12 protein-coding genes, 1 tRNA gene and 3 pseudogenes are annotated in these 16,295 nt (G+C 61.7%); 11 read left to right on the top strand and 5 right to left on the bottom strand.

All coding sequences use genetic code 11. The features are described from left to right. Window positions 1-266 precede the first annotated feature (266 nt). The 10 genes and pseudogenes from hutH to hutC all read left to right on the top strand — a co-directional run bounded on the left by hutH (window position 267) and on the right by hutC (window position 9,531). A complete protein-coding gene (hutH, locus tag JFV26_RS32755; RefSeq protein ID WP_201197645.1) occupies window positions 267-1,796 on the top strand; it encodes a histidine ammonia-lyase in 1,530 nt (509 codons plus the stop codon). 58 nt (window positions 1,797-1,854) lie between these two features. Beyond that, window positions 1,855-3,059 (top strand): annotated as a pseudogene (locus tag JFV26_RS32750) (alpha-hydroxy acid oxidase). Further along, window positions 3,056-4,432: an FAD-binding oxidoreductase gene (locus JFV26_RS32745; protein ID WP_201197644.1), complete on the top strand. Its 1,377-nt coding sequence runs from the start codon at window positions 3,056-3,058 to the stop codon at window positions 4,430-4,432. The pseudogene JFV26_RS32750 and the gene JFV26_RS32745 overlap by 4 nt, the downstream one beginning before the upstream one ends. A gap of 101 nt (window positions 4,433-4,533) precedes the next feature. After that, window positions 4,534-5,370 (top strand): transporter substrate-binding domain-containing protein, encoded by an 837-nt coding sequence (locus JFV26_RS32740; protein WP_201197643.1) that lies wholly within the window; start codon window positions 4,534-4,536, stop codon window positions 5,368-5,370. A 73-nt stretch (window positions 5,371-5,443) separates the two neighbouring features. After that, the gene (locus tag JFV26_RS32735) at window positions 5,444-6,103 is read left to right on the top strand and encodes an amino acid ABC transporter permease (protein WP_201197642.1); all 660 of its coding nucleotides are present in this window, start codon (window positions 5,444-5,446) and stop codon (window positions 6,101-6,103) included. After that, window positions 6,100-6,771: an amino acid ABC transporter permease gene (locus JFV26_RS32730; protein WP_201197641.1), complete on the top strand. Its 672-nt coding sequence runs from the start codon at window positions 6,100-6,102 to the stop codon at window positions 6,769-6,771. The genes JFV26_RS32735 and JFV26_RS32730 overlap by 4 nt, the downstream gene beginning before the upstream one ends. Window positions 6,772-6,860: 89 nt before the next feature. Beyond that, entirely contained in the window at window positions 6,861-7,661 is an 801-nt protein-coding gene (locus tag JFV26_RS32725) for an amino acid ABC transporter ATP-binding protein (RefSeq protein ID WP_201197712.1), read from the top strand. Beyond that, window positions 7,658-8,080 (top strand): hypothetical protein, encoded by a 423-nt coding sequence (locus JFV26_RS32720; protein WP_201197640.1) that lies wholly within the window; start codon window positions 7,658-7,660, stop codon window positions 8,078-8,080. Before JFV26_RS32725 ends, JFV26_RS32720 begins: the two co-directional genes overlap by 4 nt. Next, window positions 8,077-8,790 carry an aminotransferase class I/II-fold pyridoxal phosphate-dependent enzyme gene (locus tag JFV26_RS32715; RefSeq protein WP_201197639.1) on the top strand — a complete coding sequence of 238 codons (714 nt, stop codon included), beginning with the start codon at window positions 8,077-8,079 and terminating at the stop codon, window positions 8,788-8,790. Before JFV26_RS32720 ends, JFV26_RS32715 begins: the two co-directional genes overlap by 4 nt. Window positions 8,791-8,793: 3 nt before the next feature. Then, window positions 8,794-9,531 (top strand): histidine utilization repressor, encoded by a 738-nt coding sequence (hutC, locus tag JFV26_RS32710; protein WP_201197638.1) that lies wholly within the window; start codon window positions 8,794-8,796, stop codon window positions 9,529-9,531. On the opposite strand, the gene JFV26_RS32705 is transcribed toward hutC, so the two are convergent. After that, window positions 9,516-10,727 (bottom strand): MFS transporter, encoded by a 1,212-nt coding sequence (locus JFV26_RS32705; RefSeq protein ID WP_201197637.1) that lies wholly within the window; start codon window positions 10,725-10,727, stop codon window positions 9,516-9,518. The genes hutC and JFV26_RS32705 overlap by 16 nt on opposite strands. Before the next feature lie 426 nt (window positions 10,728-11,153). Then, on the bottom strand, window positions 11,154-11,798 hold the full coding sequence (locus JFV26_RS32700) for a hydrolase (RefSeq protein WP_201197636.1): 645 nt from the start codon (window positions 11,796-11,798) through the stop codon (window positions 11,154-11,156). Between the two features lie 163 nt (window positions 11,799-11,961). Between JFV26_RS32700 and JFV26_RS32695 the strand changes: the two genes are divergently transcribed. After that, window positions 11,962-12,849: a LysR substrate-binding domain-containing protein gene (locus tag JFV26_RS32695; protein ID WP_201197635.1), complete on the top strand. Its 888-nt coding sequence runs from the start codon at window positions 11,962-11,964 to the stop codon at window positions 12,847-12,849. Between the two features lie 3 nt (window positions 12,850-12,852). On the opposite strand, the gene JFV26_RS32690 is transcribed toward JFV26_RS32695, so the two are convergent. The 3 genes and pseudogenes from JFV26_RS32690 to selA form a co-directional block, all read right to left on the bottom strand. Continuing rightward, a tRNA-Sec gene (locus tag JFV26_RS32690) sits at window positions 12,853-12,948 on the bottom strand. 9 nt (window positions 12,949-12,957) lie between these two features. Next, window positions 12,958-14,863 (bottom strand): annotated as a pseudogene (gene selB, locus JFV26_RS32685) (selenocysteine-specific translation elongation factor). Continuing rightward, window positions 14,860-16,265, bottom strand: a pseudogene (gene selA, locus JFV26_RS32680) (L-seryl-tRNA(Sec) selenium transferase). Before selA ends, selB begins: the two co-directional pseudogenes overlap by 4 nt. Window positions 16,266-16,295: the final 30 nt, after the last annotated feature.

Below are 16,295 nucleotides of genomic sequence, written 5' to 3'. Positions count from 1 at the left end.
GCCCAACCACCCTGGGCCGAACCAATCCCCAGCTATCGTTGGTTTCCATACGCCCCAACAGTGTGCGGCGAGCGCGTATTTGGTGCAGCTTTCGGTTACACATTCAAAGGTTGCCAAGCCGCCGGGTTCTTTTAAAAGCTGCACAGCGCGTGTCTGAAACGCGCATCCCTGAAGATAACGGTCATTTTGGCCCGCATATTGCTCTACCTGTATATACAGGATGATATAGCTGCCTATTCCACCCACCACTGCCCCAGGACATTGCAATGCACACACCTCTGCTGCTCAAACCCGGTCAACTCACGCTCGATCAATTGCGCGTCATCTATCAGAAGCAATGCGCCATTGAACTGGACCCGCAGGCCCGCGAAACCGTGGAGGCCAGTACCCGCACCGTGAACCAGATCATCGCCAACGAACGCACGGTGTATGGCATCAATACCGGCTTCGGCTTGCTTGCCAGAACGTCGATCCCGACCGAATCGCTGACCAAGTTGCAGCGCAACCTGTTGCTCTCGCACTGCACCGGCACCGGTCCACTACTCGATGACGCCAGTGTCGGCCTGATCATGGCGTTGAAGGTCGGCTCCCTGGCCCGGGGTTTTTCCGGTATTCGCTGGGAAGTGATTCAAGCACTGGTTCAGTTGTATGTCGCCAAGGTCTATCCGTGCATTCCGTCTCAGGGCTCGGTCGGCGCCTCGGGTGACCTGGCCCCGTTGGCGCATATGTCGGCGGTACTGATTGGTGTCGGTCGCGTCCGCCATAACGGGCGTGAGATGGACGCCGTCGAAGGCTTGGCAATTGCCGGTCTGGAACCGCTGGTACTGGGGCCGAAGGAAGGGCTGGCGCTGATCAATGGCACCCAGGTATCCACGGCTCTGGCGCTGCGCGGGCTGTTTGCCGCCGAGAAACTGTTCACCGCCGCCGTGGTGGCCGGCAGTCTGAGCGTGGAAGCCTTGAAAGGCTCCGATGTGCCTTTCGACCCACGCATCCAGGCCGTGCGCGGTCAGCCGGGGCAAATCGATGTGGCGCTGTACTACCGCGAACTGCTGGCGAACAGTGAAATTCGTCAATCGCATATCGATTGCACTCGGGTCCAGGACCCGTATTCGCTGCGCTGCCAGCCACAAGTCATGGGCGCCTGCCTGGACCATTTGCGCTTCGCCGCGGGTGTGTTCTTGCGTGAGTCCAATGCGGTTTCGGATAACCCGCTGGTGTTCAGCGCTGACGGCGACGTGCTGTCGGGTGGCAACTTTCACGCCGAACCAGTGGCGATGGCTGCCGATGTACTGGCCTTGGCAATTTCCGAAATCGGAGCCTTGTCCGAACGCCGTATCGCCCAACTGGTTGACCCGGCACTCTCCGGCCTGCCGGCCTTTCTGGTGCGCGAAGGTGGCCTGAACTCGGGGTTCATGATCGCTCAAGTGACCGCCGCTGCGCTGGCGTCGGAAAACAAGACCCTGGCGCACCCGGCATCGGTCGACAGCCTGCCGACCTCGGCCAACCAGGAAGACCATGTGTCGATGGCGACCTTCGCGGCCCGTCGTCTACTGGACATGGCCGGTAACAGCAGCGCGGTGGTGGCCATCGAACTGCTCGGTGCGGCTCAGGGCGTGGATTTGCATGCCCCGCTCACGACCTCGAAAAAGCTCGGCGAGGTCCTGGCGATGATTCGCAGCGAAGTCGCGCACTACGACGAAGACCGTTACTTCGCCCCCGACATCGCCACCGCCCGCGCCTGGGTGGAATTTGCCGCGTTCGAGCGCTGGTTGCCCGCCGAACGCCTGTACGCCTGATCGCAAACGGGTCGGCGCAGCCTGGCTGCGCCTCTTCCATCACGCCATAGGGATTGCCATGCGTCGCTACTATTCAGGCTCGGATATTCATCGGGCACAGAGCATTGCCGAACTGGCGGCCATGGCACGGCGACGCCTGCCGCATTTCGCCTGGGAATACCTGGAGGGCGGCGCCGAGGAAGAACTGACGTTGCAGCGCAACCGCCAGGCCTTTGCTGACATCGCGCTGCTGCCTCGTACCCTGGTACCTTGCTCGGCCACGCAAACCCGGTGTTCGCTGTTCGGGCGAGACCTGCCGCTGCCAATGGCCATCGGCCCCACTGGCTACAACGCGATGCTCTATCGCGACGCCGATATTCACTTGGCCCGGCCGCAACGGAGCGTGGCCTGCCCTTCACCCTCAGCACCGTTTCCACCAGCTCCCTGGAACACGTCGTGGCGGCGGTGCCCGAGGTGAATCTCTGGTTTCAACTGTATTGCCTGCGCGATCGCGCCGTACGTGAGGACCTGTTGCAACGTGCCGATGCGGTCGGTTGCAAGACCCTGCTGCTGACCAGCGACGCGGTGTTGCTGGGCAATCGGGAATGGGACCGACGCAATTTCGCCCGGCCCCGGCAACTGAGCCTGCGCAACAAGCTCGACGTGCTGTGTCATCCGCGCTGGATGGCCCAGGCGCTGTGGCCACACGGCCTCCCGACCCTGGGCAACATCGAGCGTTATCTGCCTGCCGAACAACGCACCATTGAAGGCGCCGCACAGTTTATCGGCAGCCAGATGGACACCGGGCTCGACTGGGATGCCCTGGCCCGACTGCGCGAACGCTGGCCGCATCGACTGTTGCTCAAGGGTGTGCTGCACCCGGCGGATGCCGAGAAAGCCGTGGCCCTGGGACTCGACGGATTAGTGGTGAGCAACCATGGCGGCCGGCAACTGGACGGGGTTCCCGCCAGCCTCGACTGCCTGCCCGCGATTGCCGCCGTGGCCAAAGGCAAACTTGCCCTGCTGCTCGACAGTGGCATCCGTCGCGGCAGCGACATTCTCAAAGCCTGCGCACTCGGCGCCGATGCGGTGTTGCTGGGGCGATCTACGCTTTATGGAGTCGCCGTCGGCGGACAGGCAGGCGCAGGCCATGCCCTCGACCTGCTGGCGCAAGAGCTGCGCCTGGCCTTGTCTTTGCTGGGCACTGCGGACCTGAAACTACTCGATAGTCGTGCCTTGATCACGACGTCCTCCACTTTCCCCGACTGTGAGTTGAGCCGATGAACGATCTACAACACACCCTCGAACAATTGCGTCAGGCACTGGGGGACGATGCGGTAATCACTGGCGCCGATATCAGTCAACGCCACTACAGCGACTGGACCGCTCATGCCCCGGCCTGCCCCGCTGCGTTGCTGTTGCCACGGACCACCGCGCACGTCGCCAGCGCCCTGCGGATTTGCAACGCGGCCCAACAGTCGGTGGTTCCCCAGGGCGGCATGACCGGGCTGGCCGGCGGCGCGGTGCCTCGGGCCAGCGACATCGCCTTGTCCCTGGAACGCCTGCGCGGCATTGAAGAGATTGACCCGGCGGCGGCCACCCTCAGTGTGTGGGCCGGCACCACGCTGGAGGAGATCCAGCAAGCCGCACTCAACGCCGGGTTTGTCTTTCCACTGGATCTGGGTGCCCGTGGCTCGTGCCAGATCGGCGGCAATATCGCCACCAATGCCGGGGGCAACGCGGTGATTCGCTACGGCATGGCCCGTGACCTGGTGCTCGGGCTGGAAGTGGTCCTGGCCGATGGCCGGGTCCTCGATTTGCGCAACAAGATGATCAAGAACAACTGCGGTTATGACCTGAAACAGTGCTTCATCGGCAGTGAAGGCACCTTGGGCGTGATTACCCGCGCGGTGTTGAAGCTGGCGCCGCAACCCGGCCAGACCAGCACCCTGCTCTGTGCCCTGCCCGACTACGCCAGTGCCGTCAGCCTGTTGCGGCGGATCCAGCGCAGCGTCGGCACGCCGCAAGCCTATGAACTGATGTGGCAGGACTTCTTTCGCCTCGGGGTCAGTTGGCTGGAAAACGCGACGCCCCCCTTGTCACTGGACCATCCGCTGTACGTGCTGCTTGAATCGGCCGGCCCGCAGGATCAACTCGAAGCGGCGCTGGAAGAGGCGTTCGGCGCCGGCGAAGTGCTCGATGCGGTGCTCGCCAGTTCCCAGAACCAGGCTCGGGGGCTTTGGAAAATCCGTGAAGCCACCGGTGAGTTCCCGACCCGCATGATCCCGCTGAACTTCGACGTCAGCCTGCCGATCGGCCTGATCGGCGACTTCGTCGAGCGCTGTCGCGCACGCCTGGAAGAGCGCTGGCCGGGCAACCGCAGCGTGTATTTCGGACACATCGGCGACAGCAATCTGCACCTGACCGTGGACTGCGTATCCCTGCCACAACCGGCGCCGATTCTCGAGATCGAAGAGCTGGTTTACAGCGCCGTCGGCGAATTGGGCGGCTCGGTCTCTGCCGAGCATGGCATCGGCCTGCTCAAGCGCGAGTTTCTTCATCACTCGGTCGGCCCCGAAGCCCTCGCGGTGATGCGTCAACTCAAGGACTGCTTTGACCCCAACGGCATTCTCAACCCGGGAAAAATCCTCGGCTGAAGGCCTGTATATACCGGAGTGGCACGTTAACTGCTGTTGCCCTCCTGAATCACCGCAGGACTCACACCCAACCTCGCTGCATCCCCTGAAGGAGTGACACCATGCAACTCGATTCTCTATTCAGTAAACGATTCAACGGCCTGTGCCTCGCCCTGACCCTGGCCGTCGCGTCCCTGGCGGCTCACGCCGACCAACTGGCCGATGTAAAGAAAGCCGGTGAACTGGTGGTGGGCACCGAGCTGCAATTTGCGCCTTTCGATTTCACCGATAACGGCAAGCAGAAAGGCCTCAACGCCGAGTTGTTCGAACAGTTGGGCAAGGAGTTGGGGGTCAAGGTGAAGTTCATCGACCTGCCGTGGCCGAGCGTATTGCCAGGGCTTGAAGCGAAGAAATTCGACATGGTTGCCGGCCCGATCATCGTGACCCAGGCCCGTAAAGAGCGTTATCACTTCATGCTGCCGATTGCGGAAGCGACCGTTGCCTTGATGGTCGGTGCCAGCGACACCACCATCACCAAACCGCAAGACATCGCCGGCAAGGCCGTGGGTGCTGGCAAAGGTTCGGCGCAACTCGAAGAGCTCAAGACCTTCGCCGCCACGCTGCCGGAGAAAGTCACGATCCGCGAATACGTCGACAACAACCAGGCCTACGCCGACCTGGCGGCCAAGCGCATCGTCGCCGTCGCCAACTCGCTGCCGAACATCTCCTACGTCGCCGCCGAGCGCAGCAAGGCGTTCAAAGTGGTCCTGCCGCCGTTCGGCAAGAAATCCTACTTCGCCTACCTGGGCCGCAAGGATGACGACGCCAACAGCCTGATCGCCGCCCTCGATGCTGCGCTGCTGAAGATGCATGACGACGGTCGCCTCGCCGCACTGCAGAAAAAATGGCTGGGGGCCGAGATGGACGTGCCAAAAGCCGACTTCACCCCAACCTGGTAAACCCGCCTGCCCCTTGGAGCGCCTGATCGCCGGCCAGTGCTGGCCGGCGATCAACTGAGTTGGAGTCGCCGCGATGTTCGATTGGCCTTTGTTTTTACAGAACCTGCCGTTGCTGCTGACCAGCCTGCTGGTGACCCTTGAGGTCTCCACCGCCGCCCTGGTGATCGGTTTTTTCATCGGCATTCTGGTCGCCAGCCTGCGCCTGTCGCCGGTGCCGTTGTTCCGACGTTTGGGGGGCGGCTACATTTTCGTGTTCCGGGGCATTCCGCTGCTGGTGCAATTGCTGTTCGTTTATTACTTCCTGCCTCGCGTTGGCCTGCCGAACGTGTCGCCGCTGACGGCCGCGATCATCAGCCTGTCGTTGTGCGCCGGGGCCTACATCGCCGAGATCCTGCGCGGTGGTTTTCTCGCCATTCCCGGTGGTCAGTTGGAGGCTGCAGGACTGCTCGGCATGAGTACCGGGCAAATGCTGATCCGTATCCGCGTGCCGCAAGCCGTGCGCCTGACGTTGCCGGCGCTGGTCAATGAAATGATCCTGCTGATCAAGGCGTCTTCGCTGGTGTCGGTGGTCGGCCTCGCTGACCTGACCCGCACCGCGCAGAACCTGGCGGCCAGCGATTACCTGTTTGTTCAGGACTACCTGATGCTGGCCGGCTTCTATTGCCTGATCAACATTCCCCTGGCGTTCTGCGGCGGTCTGCTGGAGCGACGCATGAAGGAGCAACGTTCATGATCTTCGATTACCGGATCATCACCGAGCACCTCGATGACATCGCCCAGGGCTTCGCAGTCACCCTCGGCACCTGGTCCGCCGGTGTCGTGCTCGGGTTGTTCCTCGGCTTGCTGATTGCCGTGGCGCAACTGTTTGGCAACAACCTGATCCGCGCGCCGCTGCGGGCGTTTATCGAAGTGATTCGCAGCACGCCGTTTCTGGTCCAGTTGTTCCTGGTCTACTACGGCGGGCCGTCGTTCGGCCTCAGCCTGGAGCCGATTCCAGCCGGTGTGCTCGGACTGGGCATCTACGGCAGCGTCTATTTTGCGGAGATCTTTCGTACCGGTTTCGAGTCGGTAGCCCGCGGTCAACTGGAAGCGGCCGACTGCCTGGGCATTACCCGCTGGCAATGCATCCTGCGTATCCAGGTGCCGCAGATGCTGGTGATGATCCTGCCGGCGCTGGTCAACCTGGTGACCATTTTGTGCAAGGAAACCGCGGTCCTGTCGATCATCACCATCCCGGAGTTGACCATGGTCATGACCGGCATCGGCTCGCAAACCTTCGCCTTCGTCGAAACCCTGTTGGTGCTGTGTATCGGCTACCTGTTGCTGGTCGAGTTCTGTTCGCGCCTGGGCATGTACCTGGAGACGCGGGTCGGACGCTTCATGAGCAGGCAGGCGCAATGAACGACCTACAACGCCATTTGAAACCCATCGTCCCGAAACAAGGTGACCCCATGAAGACTCCCGAACAACTCCCCGGCGACTCGCAACCCATGTTGCGCCTGCACAATGTCGGCAAGAGCTTCGGCACCCTGCGCGTGCTCAAAGGTATCGACCTGCAGGTCCGGCACTCCGAAGTGGTGTGCCTGATCGGCCCGTCCGGCTCGGGCAAAAGCACCTTGCTGCGCAGCATGGCGTTCCTCGAAGAGTATGACGAAGGCGAAATTCATATCGAAGGCCAGTTGCTTGGCTTCGTGCCGGACAACGGCAAGGGCCGCAAACGCGCCGCGCAATCGCAGATCAATCAGGTTCGGCGCAACGTCGGCATGGTCTTCCAGCAATTCAACCTGTGGCCGCACATGACTGCGCTGGGCAATGTCAGCGAAGCCTTGCTGCGTGTGCGCAAGCTGTCTTCTGCCGAAGCGCGCAAGCGTGCGTTGGCGATGCTCGATAAAGTCGGCCTGGCGCACAAGGCCGACGTCTATCCGATCCAGCTTTCGGGTGGTCAGCAACAGCGCGTGGCGATCGCCCGGGCGCTGGCCATGGAGCCACACATCATGCTGTTCGATGAGCCGACCTCGGCGCTCGACCCGGAACTGGTGGGTGAAGTCCTGCAAGTCATGAAGACCCTGGCCAAAGAAGGCATGACCATGGTGGTGGTGACCCATGAGATGGGCTTCGCCGCGCAGGTCGCCGACTCGGTGGTGTTCCTCGATCAGGGACAAGTGGTCGCCCAAGGCACGCCGCAGCAAATTTTCCATAACAGCGAACACCCGCGCCTGCAGCAGTTTCTGCAGAACTATCTGGATCGCAATGCCTTCTGGCAGGACAACAAAGAGGCCTCTCTGGTATGAACGCTGCTGAACTGCAACTCCTCGCGCGCCCACAAGTGCGCGAACTCGCCAGCTACAACGCCGGCCTCAGCACCGAAGCGGTACGCCAGCGCTTCGGCCTGACCCGCGTGGCCAAGCTGGGCAGCAACGAAAACCCGTTGGGCCCGGCGCCCGCGGTGGCCGCCGCCATGGCCAAAGCCTGTTCAAGCATCGCCCTCTACCCGGATGCCAATTGCCTGGAATTACGCGCGGCGCTTTCGGTAAAACTCGGCGTGCCGGGCAATCAGTTGGTGTTTGGCAACGGTTCCGAAGATTTGCTGAGCATTATCAGCCGGGTGTTTCTGGACCATGGCGATGAAGTGGTCACGGTGGTGCCGTCGTTCGGCCTGCACTTCATTTATCCCATCGCCGCCGGCGCCGGGTATCGGGGGTGCCGATGACGGCCGAAGGTCGCTTCGACGTGCCGGCGATGATTGCGGCGCTGACGCCGAAAACCCGCTTGCTGATGTTCTCCTGCCCGTCCAACCCGGTCGGCAGCACTCTGGACGCCGACGAGTTGCAACAGCTGTTGGCAGTACTGCCGGCGCAATGCTTGCTGGTGTTTGACGAGGCCTATTACGAGTACGCCGATTTCGAGGCGGACTATCCCGATTGCCTTGGGTTGATCCAGGCCAGCGGCAAGCCGTTCATCCTGCTGCGCACCTTCTCCAAGGCTTATTCCCTGGCCGGGTTGCGCATCGGCTACGGCATTGTCAGCGATCCGCTGCTGGCCGACCTGATCGATCGCCTGCGCACCCCGTTCAACATCAATCGGGTGGCCCAGGCTGCGGCCATTGCTGCGCTGGCGGACGAAGAGCATTTGCAGGCCACCCTCGCCCACGTGGCCCACGAGCGGCGACACATGGTGGTCGCCCTGCAAAACATGGGATTGAGTCCGGCCCCGTCGATGGCCAACTTCCTGTACTTCAGCACGCCGTATCCGGCTGAAACCATCAATCAGGCCTTACTGCGCAAGGGCGTGATCCTCAAACCCTGGCGTGAAGACGGCTACACGCAGTACTTGCGTGTGTCCATCGGTAGCTGTGAGGATAACGACCTTTTTCTCAAAGCCCTGGCAAGTGTTCTTGCCGCTCAAAAAGACGCGGACTGACCCATGATCAAAAATGCACCGCAAGCCCTCTATCGGCGCGCGAAGGACTTTGTGCAAGACAAGCTGCGCAGTGGCGAATGGAAGCCCGGAGACCTGATCCCGTCGGAAAATCGCCTGGTGCAAGAGCTGGGCATTTCGCGCATGACCGTCAACCGTGCCTTGCGCGAGCTGACGGAAGAAGGCCATCTGGTACGGATCTCCGGCGTCGGGACGTTCGTCGCCGAAAGCAAGCCGCAATCGAACCTGCTGCGCATCACCAATATCGCCGACGAAATCATTGCGCGGGGGCACAGCTATTCCTGCCGCGTCCTGCACCTGGGGCGTGAAGCGGCGTCGATGCCGGTGGCCGCAGCCCTGGCGCTGCCCACCGGTTCGTCGGTGTTTCATCTGATCTGCGTGCACAGCGAAGAAGGCGTGCCGGTGCAGTTCGAGGATCGCTACGTCAATCCCGAGCTGGTGCCGGACTTTTTGCTGCAAGCGTTTGGTGAGCAACTGCAACCGGCGCGTTATCTATTGCAGGTCATCCGCCCCGATGAAATGGAACACATCGTCGAGGCCGGGCACCCGAGCAGCGACGAGAGCAAGCACATGCAGATCGACGCCAATGAACCCTGCCTGATCCTGGTGCGTCGCACCTGGAGCCAAGGTAAAATCGTCACCTACGTGCGCCTGACCCACCCTTCCTCGCGCTATCGCCTGGGCAGTCGCCTGCCGATGAATGGCGCTCACCGCGACAGTTGAGTCTCAGCCATTGGCTGATGCAGACGCCCGGCAATCAGGATGAACCCCACGGACAGCAGCGCGCATAGCGCACCGAGCAGGATTGAGGCGGTGTAATTCTGGTAAAGGTCGAACAACAACCCTGCAATACTGCCGCCGATCAACGCTGCGATCCCGACCGAAATATACAGAGCGCCGAGGATCGCCCCCAGGTTCGCCGTGCCAAACCAACTGGCCGTCACCGACGGATACAGGGAAATGCAGCCGCCATTGGCGACGCCGAAACACACGGCGAACAGCACCAACGCGGGGAAGGTATGAGCCCCCAGCCACAGCAGATTGAGCAGCATCAGGGCGAAAGTCAGAACAATCAGCAGGCGCCGAACGCCGATCCGGTCACCAATGCTGCCCAGGAACAGCCGGCCGCCCACGTTGCCCACACCGATCAGCCCGATCAACAGGTTGGCCTGGGTGGCGGACATTCCAAACTGGCGAGCGTAGGGATTGATGTGCACCAATGCCAGAAACAGCCCGACCGAGCCAAAGAAAATCGCCCCGAAGTACCACCAGAATCGCCCTGTGGCGGCCGCTTCGGCCAAGCGCATGCCCGCGGGTCTCGCGTGATGCTCGGCGCACGCCGAAGCGGCGTCGAGGCCATCCGGTAACAGACCCAGCGCCTGCGGATTGCCCCTGACCAGCAACGCGACCAGCAGCCCCACGACCAGAATGGTCGCGGCGAAGATCTGCATCGTCGTTTCCCAGGAGAAATGCTGCATCAACAGCCCGGCGGCAGTCGGTCCGACAAACGTCCCGACCCCGGTGCCAGCCAACGCAATGCCCGACGCTTTGCTGCGGTGCTTGATGAACCAGCGCTGCACCGCAGCCACCGTCGGCACATACACCAGACCGACACCTAAACCGACCAGTGAGCAGAAGCACAGCAGAAACCATTGCAACGAGCCCGAGGCCAGGCTGGCGATGAAGAAGCCCAGTGCCAGCGAAATAATCCCGGCGCAGACCACCCGGCGGGTAGAGATACGATCCGCCAGAGACCCGGAGAACACCCCGACCACGTAGTAAATAAAGGCTGTCAGTGAAAACACCGACGCGACCGAGAAGCTCCCGACAGCGAAGTTGGATTGAATCTGCGAGAAAAACGCGCCGAAGGAGTAAGTGCCGCCAAAAATCAGTGCGAGCAGCAGATGCGCTGCGAACACGACGTACCATCCTGGAAAAATTCTGGTTTTCATAACCGGCTGCTCTCGAAATTCGGGGAGGTTTGCACAAAACAACCTGTGGGAGCGAGCCTGCTCGCGATTAGGCCGGCACATCCAGCATAAATATTGACTGTCAGTACGCTATCGTCGGAACGCCGCCCGGAGCAATCTCGCTCCCACATGGGTCCTGTGTCGAACCATGGGTTTGTGAATAATGCCTATAGTTGTATGTACATGACTATGCAATGTTATGGCCATCTTCATAAAACCATGCCCCGAACGGCCTGAACACCTTTAAAACATTGGACCTGCTTAAAAAGCAGCAACAAAAAAGCCCACCGATTCCGAGAACCGGTGAGCTCTTTTTTCACACTTTCATGTGAGTTTTGGTAACAAATTGCCGGGTATCCGTGCGACCGATTCGGCTTACTTGAGCTGACGCTGCGGTGCCTTGTGCACCATGGTGTAAGCGTAATCCACGCCCATACCGTAAGCGCCGCTGTGTTCGCGCACCAATTCCATCACCGCGTCGTAGGTTTCCTTGTGGGCCCAGTCGCGTTGGTATTCGAGCAGCACTTGTTGCCAGGTCACCGGCACCGCACCGGCCTGAATCATTCGCTGCACCGACATGTCGTGGGCTTCTTTGGTCGTGCCGCCGGAAGCGTCGGTGACGATGTACACCTCGTAGCCTTCGGCCAGGGCTTCGAGTGCCGGGAAGTTCAGGCAGACCTCAGTCCAGAGCGCGGCCATGATCAACTTTTTGCGCCCGGTGGCTTTCACCGCCGCGACCAGTGCCTTGTCTTCCCAGGAGTTCATCGAGGTGCGTTCGATGGGTTGATGATCCGGGAACACGGCGAGCAACTCCGGCCAGATGTAGCCGCTGAAGCTTTCGGTTTCTACCGAGGTCAGGATGGTCGGCACGTTGAAAATCTTCGCCGCCTTGGCCAGGCCGACGGTGTTGTTCTTCAGGGTCTGGCGATCGATCGACTGCACGCCGAAGGACATTTGCGGCTGGTGGTCGATCAGGATCAGGGCGGAGTTGGTTGGGTTGAGCAATTCACGGATGGACATGGCGAGTTCCTTTTGATGTCGATGAGTTCTGTTTAATGAGTTAGCCGCTGCGTGCTTCGTTGGAAGGCTGTTGGCTGGCGGCTTGGTAGCTAATGTAGGCCCTGGATAAAAAAGGAACAATTCCCTAAAATCGGGAATCATTGATTCCAAATTGGGGACAGTCGTGGATCGTATCGAATGCATGCGCGCCTTCATCACCACCGTCGGCGAGAACGGCTTCGCCGCCGCAGCCCGGGCAATGGATGTGCCGCGCTCCAAAGTCAGCAAACAGATTCAGGCACTGGAAGAGGCCATCGGCGTGCAGTTGCTGCAACGCACCACGCGCAGCCTGCACCTGACCGAGGCCGGTGCTGAGTATTACGACGCGGCCCGGGAACTGATCGCCTCGCTGGATGAGGCCGAGCAACGGGCGCGTGACGGTGTGGGGGAATTACGCGGCGTGCTGCGGATCAACGCGCCGATGTCCTTCGGTTTGCGGCGTTTGGGGCCGTTGATTCCGGCATTCCATGAACTGCACCCGAATATCGAGTTGCAGCTTGTGCTGAGTGATCAGCAAGTCGACCCGGTGCGCGGCGGTTTTGATGTGACGCTGCGGATTGCGAGCCTGCCCGACTCGTCCATGATCGCCCGGCTGTTGGCCCCGGCACCGCGGATCATGGTCGCCTCGCCGGCCTATTTGAAACGTGCCGGCACGCCACAGGAACCCAGGGACCTGACAGCCCACCAATGCTTGAACTACGGCTATTTGCAAAGCGGCGTCAGCCTGCAACTGAGCAATGGCAAGGAGACACAACGGGTGAACGTCACCGGCCCATTGCACGCCAACAATGGCGACCTGCTCGCCCAGGCCGCCGAAGCCGGTATGGGCATCGCCCTGCTTCCGGATTTCATTGTCGACGAGGCGCTGGCAGCGGGTCGGCTGGTGCCGGTGTTGTGCGAGTGGCAGGCGCCGCCGATCACCATCAACGCGGTCTACCCATCGTCGCGGCGGGTGCCGCAGAAGACTCGCACGTTCATTGATTTTCTGCTCAAGGAACTGGCGCCGCGTTGAAATTGGCGGAAGGCAGCCGGAGTCGAACCTGCCCGGGAACGGATGCCGTCCCCAACCGGGTTTGAAGCCCGGCCGCGCCACCGGGCGCGATTGCCTTCCATTAAAAAGTCAGGGCTCGGAGGGCTGAGCCAATGCACTGCCCGGGCGGATCTGGCGCCGGTCGCCCAGACGCCGGGTCAGGCCGATGCGGTCGAAATATTCAAGAATCTGCACGCTGCGCTTGCGACCCAAGCCCACCGCATCACGAAACGCCGCCACCTCGATCACCGGGTTTTCACCGGCCAGTTGCAACAGCATAGCCGCCAATCGGCGCAGCACCGTGTCGGTGTAAAACAGGTCCCGCACCACCTGGTGCAACAACCCCAGTCGCGCCATCTTGCGCAGCAGCAAACGCACCTGCGCTTCGTCATGCCCGAGGTCGCGCACCCACGGTGGATTGAAACCGGCTTCTTCAAACGTCGGCTGCACTTGCTGCCACAAGGTTTCATCGTCTGCGCTCAGACGTACTTGATGATCGGGCAGATGCAGCCACGGTCCGCTGGTGACGATGGCGCCGCTGGCAAGCAACTCGTCGAGCAGGCTGATGAACGTCGGCCGGTCCAGCGCAGTGCCGGCGAAGCGGCGCAGGCGATCACGGTCCGGGCCCATTTGATCCGGTTCAAGTTCATGGAAGCGGGCGAGGTGTTCCAGCAATGGCGGTTTTTGAGCTTCCCATCGTCCGGTGTTAAACAACAGCGGACCTTGGCGAGTGTCGATCAGGCGCACATCATCGGGCAAAACCCAGCTGTCACGGGGGCGGTTGAACTGACGTTCGAGACGTTGCGGGTCGAGCCCGGTTTCGCTGTTGGCCAGCAGCGCGGGCATGACTTCTTCAAGGCTGTGGGAGCTCGCGAGGGCTTGTAACTGCGCCAGTCGCTCGGGGCTACGACGCTGTCGGCTCGGTGCGAACGGGTCTAGCACTCGCCCGCCACCGAGGGTGCGTTGGGCGCTTTGGTCACGCAGGATCAACGGATCACCCTTCACTGCCTGCACCGGCGCGTTCAGCAGAATTTGCGCAAACATCCGCGTGCCGGGTGCCAAACCTGTGCCTTCCAGCAACGCCACACGCCCGGTCACGTCCTGGGTGCCGAGGTGTACGTGTACCGGGTGAAAATGAGGGAACGCAGCGGTTTCACCGGGCAACAAGTACATCTCGATGTCCAGCCGTTGGGTCGGCGCGTGCAGCCATTCGGCCAGCAACCATTGGCCGCGGTGAAGTTGTTCCAGACTCAGGCGTTCGGCAGTCAGGTTTAGCGCCACCCGCTGTCCTGCGGTGGCAACCTCGGCCGGCTGGTTTTGCGCATGCAGGCCACGCACGCGTACCGGTTTACCCTGAGGGCCGAGCATCAGCGTGTCACCCACGGCGACCTGACCGGACAACGCCGTGCCGGTCACAACGATGCCGGCGCCGGCGACACTGAAGGCCCGGTCAATCGCCAAACGAAACCCGCCATGAGTGCTGCGTTGCAGGACATCCTTTGCGCATCGATCAAGGCTTCACGCAGGGTTTCAACCCCCTCGCCAGTGACACTCGACAGTGCAATCAACGGCGCAGCGGCATAAGGTCCGGGCGCGAGCAGTGCTTCAATCTGTGCCCGAACTTGCTCAACCCTGGCGGGCTCGACCCGATCGCACTTGGTGATCGCCACCAACGCCCGGGAATCCCCAGCAACTCGACAATCGCCAGATGCTCGCGGGTCTGGGGCATCACGCCGTCATCCGCCGCCACCACCAACAGCACCAGGTCGATGCCTTGCGCGCCAGCGAGCATGTTGTGGGTGAAGCGCTCATGACCGGGCACGTCGATAAACCCGGTCAGTTCGGCGCCGGGTTCCAGCGTCGCGTAGAGGTAACCGAGGTCGATGGTCATGCCGCGCTCGCGTTCTTCACGGCGACGATCCCCGGCCTGGCCGGTCAGGGCCTGAAGCAATGAGGTCTTGCCATGGTCGATGTGCCCTGCGGTACCGACGATCACCCTTCCCCTCCCGGTAACTGATCGAGTTGCGCCAGCCACGCAGCTTCGTCGTCCAGTTGCCGCAGGTCCAGCCACAACGCGTCATCGTCGATGCGGCCGAGCACTGGAATCGGTAATCCTCGAAAGGCAGTTTCCAGGCTCAACAGTTGCCGGCCGCGCAGACGCTTCGACACCCGCGGCCGCAGGCACAACGCGGCACTCGGCAACCGCGCCACCGGTTGGCTGCCGCTGCCGATCATCCCCAGTGCCGCCATTGCGCTGACGTTCCAGCCTTCACCCAAATGCTGCGCCAGAGACGGTTGCAAACGGGAGGCTTGCGCGAGGATGTCAGCCTGTGGCCGGGTCAGCAGGCGCAGACTCGGCAAGCGTTCGGCCAAACGATCAGGATCGCGGTACAAACCCAGCACCGCTTCAAGCGCCGCCAAGGTCATTTTGTCGACCCGCAACGCACGCTTGAGCGGGTTCTTCTTGATCTTCGCAATAAGCTCCTTACGCCCGACAATCAACCCGGCCTGCGGACCGCCGAGCAACTTGTCGCCGCTGAAGGTCACGATGTCCGCACCATCGAGCAACGCCTGGCGCACCGTCGGCTCAGCCGGTAAACCCCAGCGAGTCAGGTCGAGCAAACTGCCGCTGCCCAGATCTTCCAGCAACGGCAACCCGTGCTTGTGCGCCAACGCGGCCAGTTCGGCGGTCGGCACACTCGTGGTGAACCCTGATATGGCGTAATTGCTCGCGTGTACGCGCATCACCAATCCACTGCGCGGGCCGATGGCCGCTTCATAATCCTTGGCGTGAGTGCGATTGGTGGTGCCGACCTCGTGAAGCTTCACGCCGGCACGGGCCATGATGTCGGGAATGCGGAACGCGCCACCGATTTCAATCAGCTCGCCCCGGAGATGATGCCTTCCTTGCGCGCGCCGAGGCTGTTGAGGGTCAGCAGCACGGCAGCGGCGTTGTTGTTGACCACGGTGACGGCTTCGGCGCCGGTCAACTCGCGAATCAGGCCTTCGATCAGGTCATCGCGGTCGCCACGCTTGCCGCTGTGCAGATCGAATTCAAGATTGATCGGATAGCGCGCCGCCATTTGCACCGCTTCAATGGCTTCTTCCGGCAACAGCGCCCGCCCCAGATTGGTGTGCAGCACTGTGCCGGTGAGATTGAACACTCGGCGAACATGACTGCGATGTTGGGAAATGAGACGTTCACCCGCCCTGCCCGCCAGCACCTCGGGCGCGATTTCAACCGCAGTCAGTTGCCCCGAAAGCACCGGTTCACGCAGGTCATCGAGCAACTGCCGCAGGCTGGCCAGCAGAGCATCACGCCCATAACGCTCAGCGAGCGGCTGACACGCGGGATGGCGCAGCAAACTGTCGATGGATGGCAGACGCAGGTTGGACATCGGCAACTCCGAAAGCGATGGACTGTCGCG

The sequence above is a fragment of the Pseudomonas sp. TH31 genome, assembly GCF_016650815.1.
Taxonomy (GTDB): domain Bacteria; phylum Pseudomonadota; class Gammaproteobacteria; order Pseudomonadales; family Pseudomonadaceae; genus Aquipseudomonas.
This window is presented reverse-complemented; position numbering and strand designations above follow the sequence as displayed.

What these genes read in the sequence shown, in the direction of transcription:
- JFV26_RS32735 (WP_201197642.1), top strand. Translation starts at nt 5,444, where the DNA reads ATGTTCGATTGGCCTTTGTTTTTACAGAACCTGCCGTTGCTGCTGACC.
- JFV26_RS32715 (WP_201197639.1), top strand. Translation starts at nt 8,077, where the DNA reads ATGACGGCCGAAGGTCGCTTCGACGTGCCGGCGATGATTGCGGCGCTG.
- JFV26_RS32730 (WP_201197641.1), top strand. Translation starts at nt 6,100, where the DNA reads ATGATCTTCGATTACCGGATCATCACCGAGCACCTCGATGACATCGCC.
- hutH (WP_201197645.1), top strand. Translation starts at nt 267, where the DNA reads ATGCACACACCTCTGCTGCTCAAACCCGGTCAACTCACGCTCGATCAA.
- JFV26_RS32740 (WP_201197643.1), top strand. Translation starts at nt 4,534, where the DNA reads ATGCAACTCGATTCTCTATTCAGTAAACGATTCAACGGCCTGTGCCTC.
- JFV26_RS32720 (WP_201197640.1), top strand. Translation starts at nt 7,658, where the DNA reads ATGAACGCTGCTGAACTGCAACTCCTCGCGCGCCCACAAGTGCGCGAA.
- JFV26_RS32745 (WP_201197644.1), top strand. Translation starts at nt 3,056, where the DNA reads ATGAACGATCTACAACACACCCTCGAACAATTGCGTCAGGCACTGGGG.
- JFV26_RS32725 (WP_201197712.1), top strand. Translation starts at nt 6,861, where the DNA reads ATGTTGCGCCTGCACAATGTCGGCAAGAGCTTCGGCACCCTGCGCGTG.
- hutC (WP_201197638.1), top strand. Translation starts at nt 8,794, where the DNA reads ATGATCAAAAATGCACCGCAAGCCCTCTATCGGCGCGCGAAGGACTTT.
- JFV26_RS32700 (WP_201197636.1), bottom strand. Translation starts at nt 11,798, where the DNA reads ATGTCCATCCGTGAATTGCTCAACCCAACCAACTCCGCCCTGATCCTG.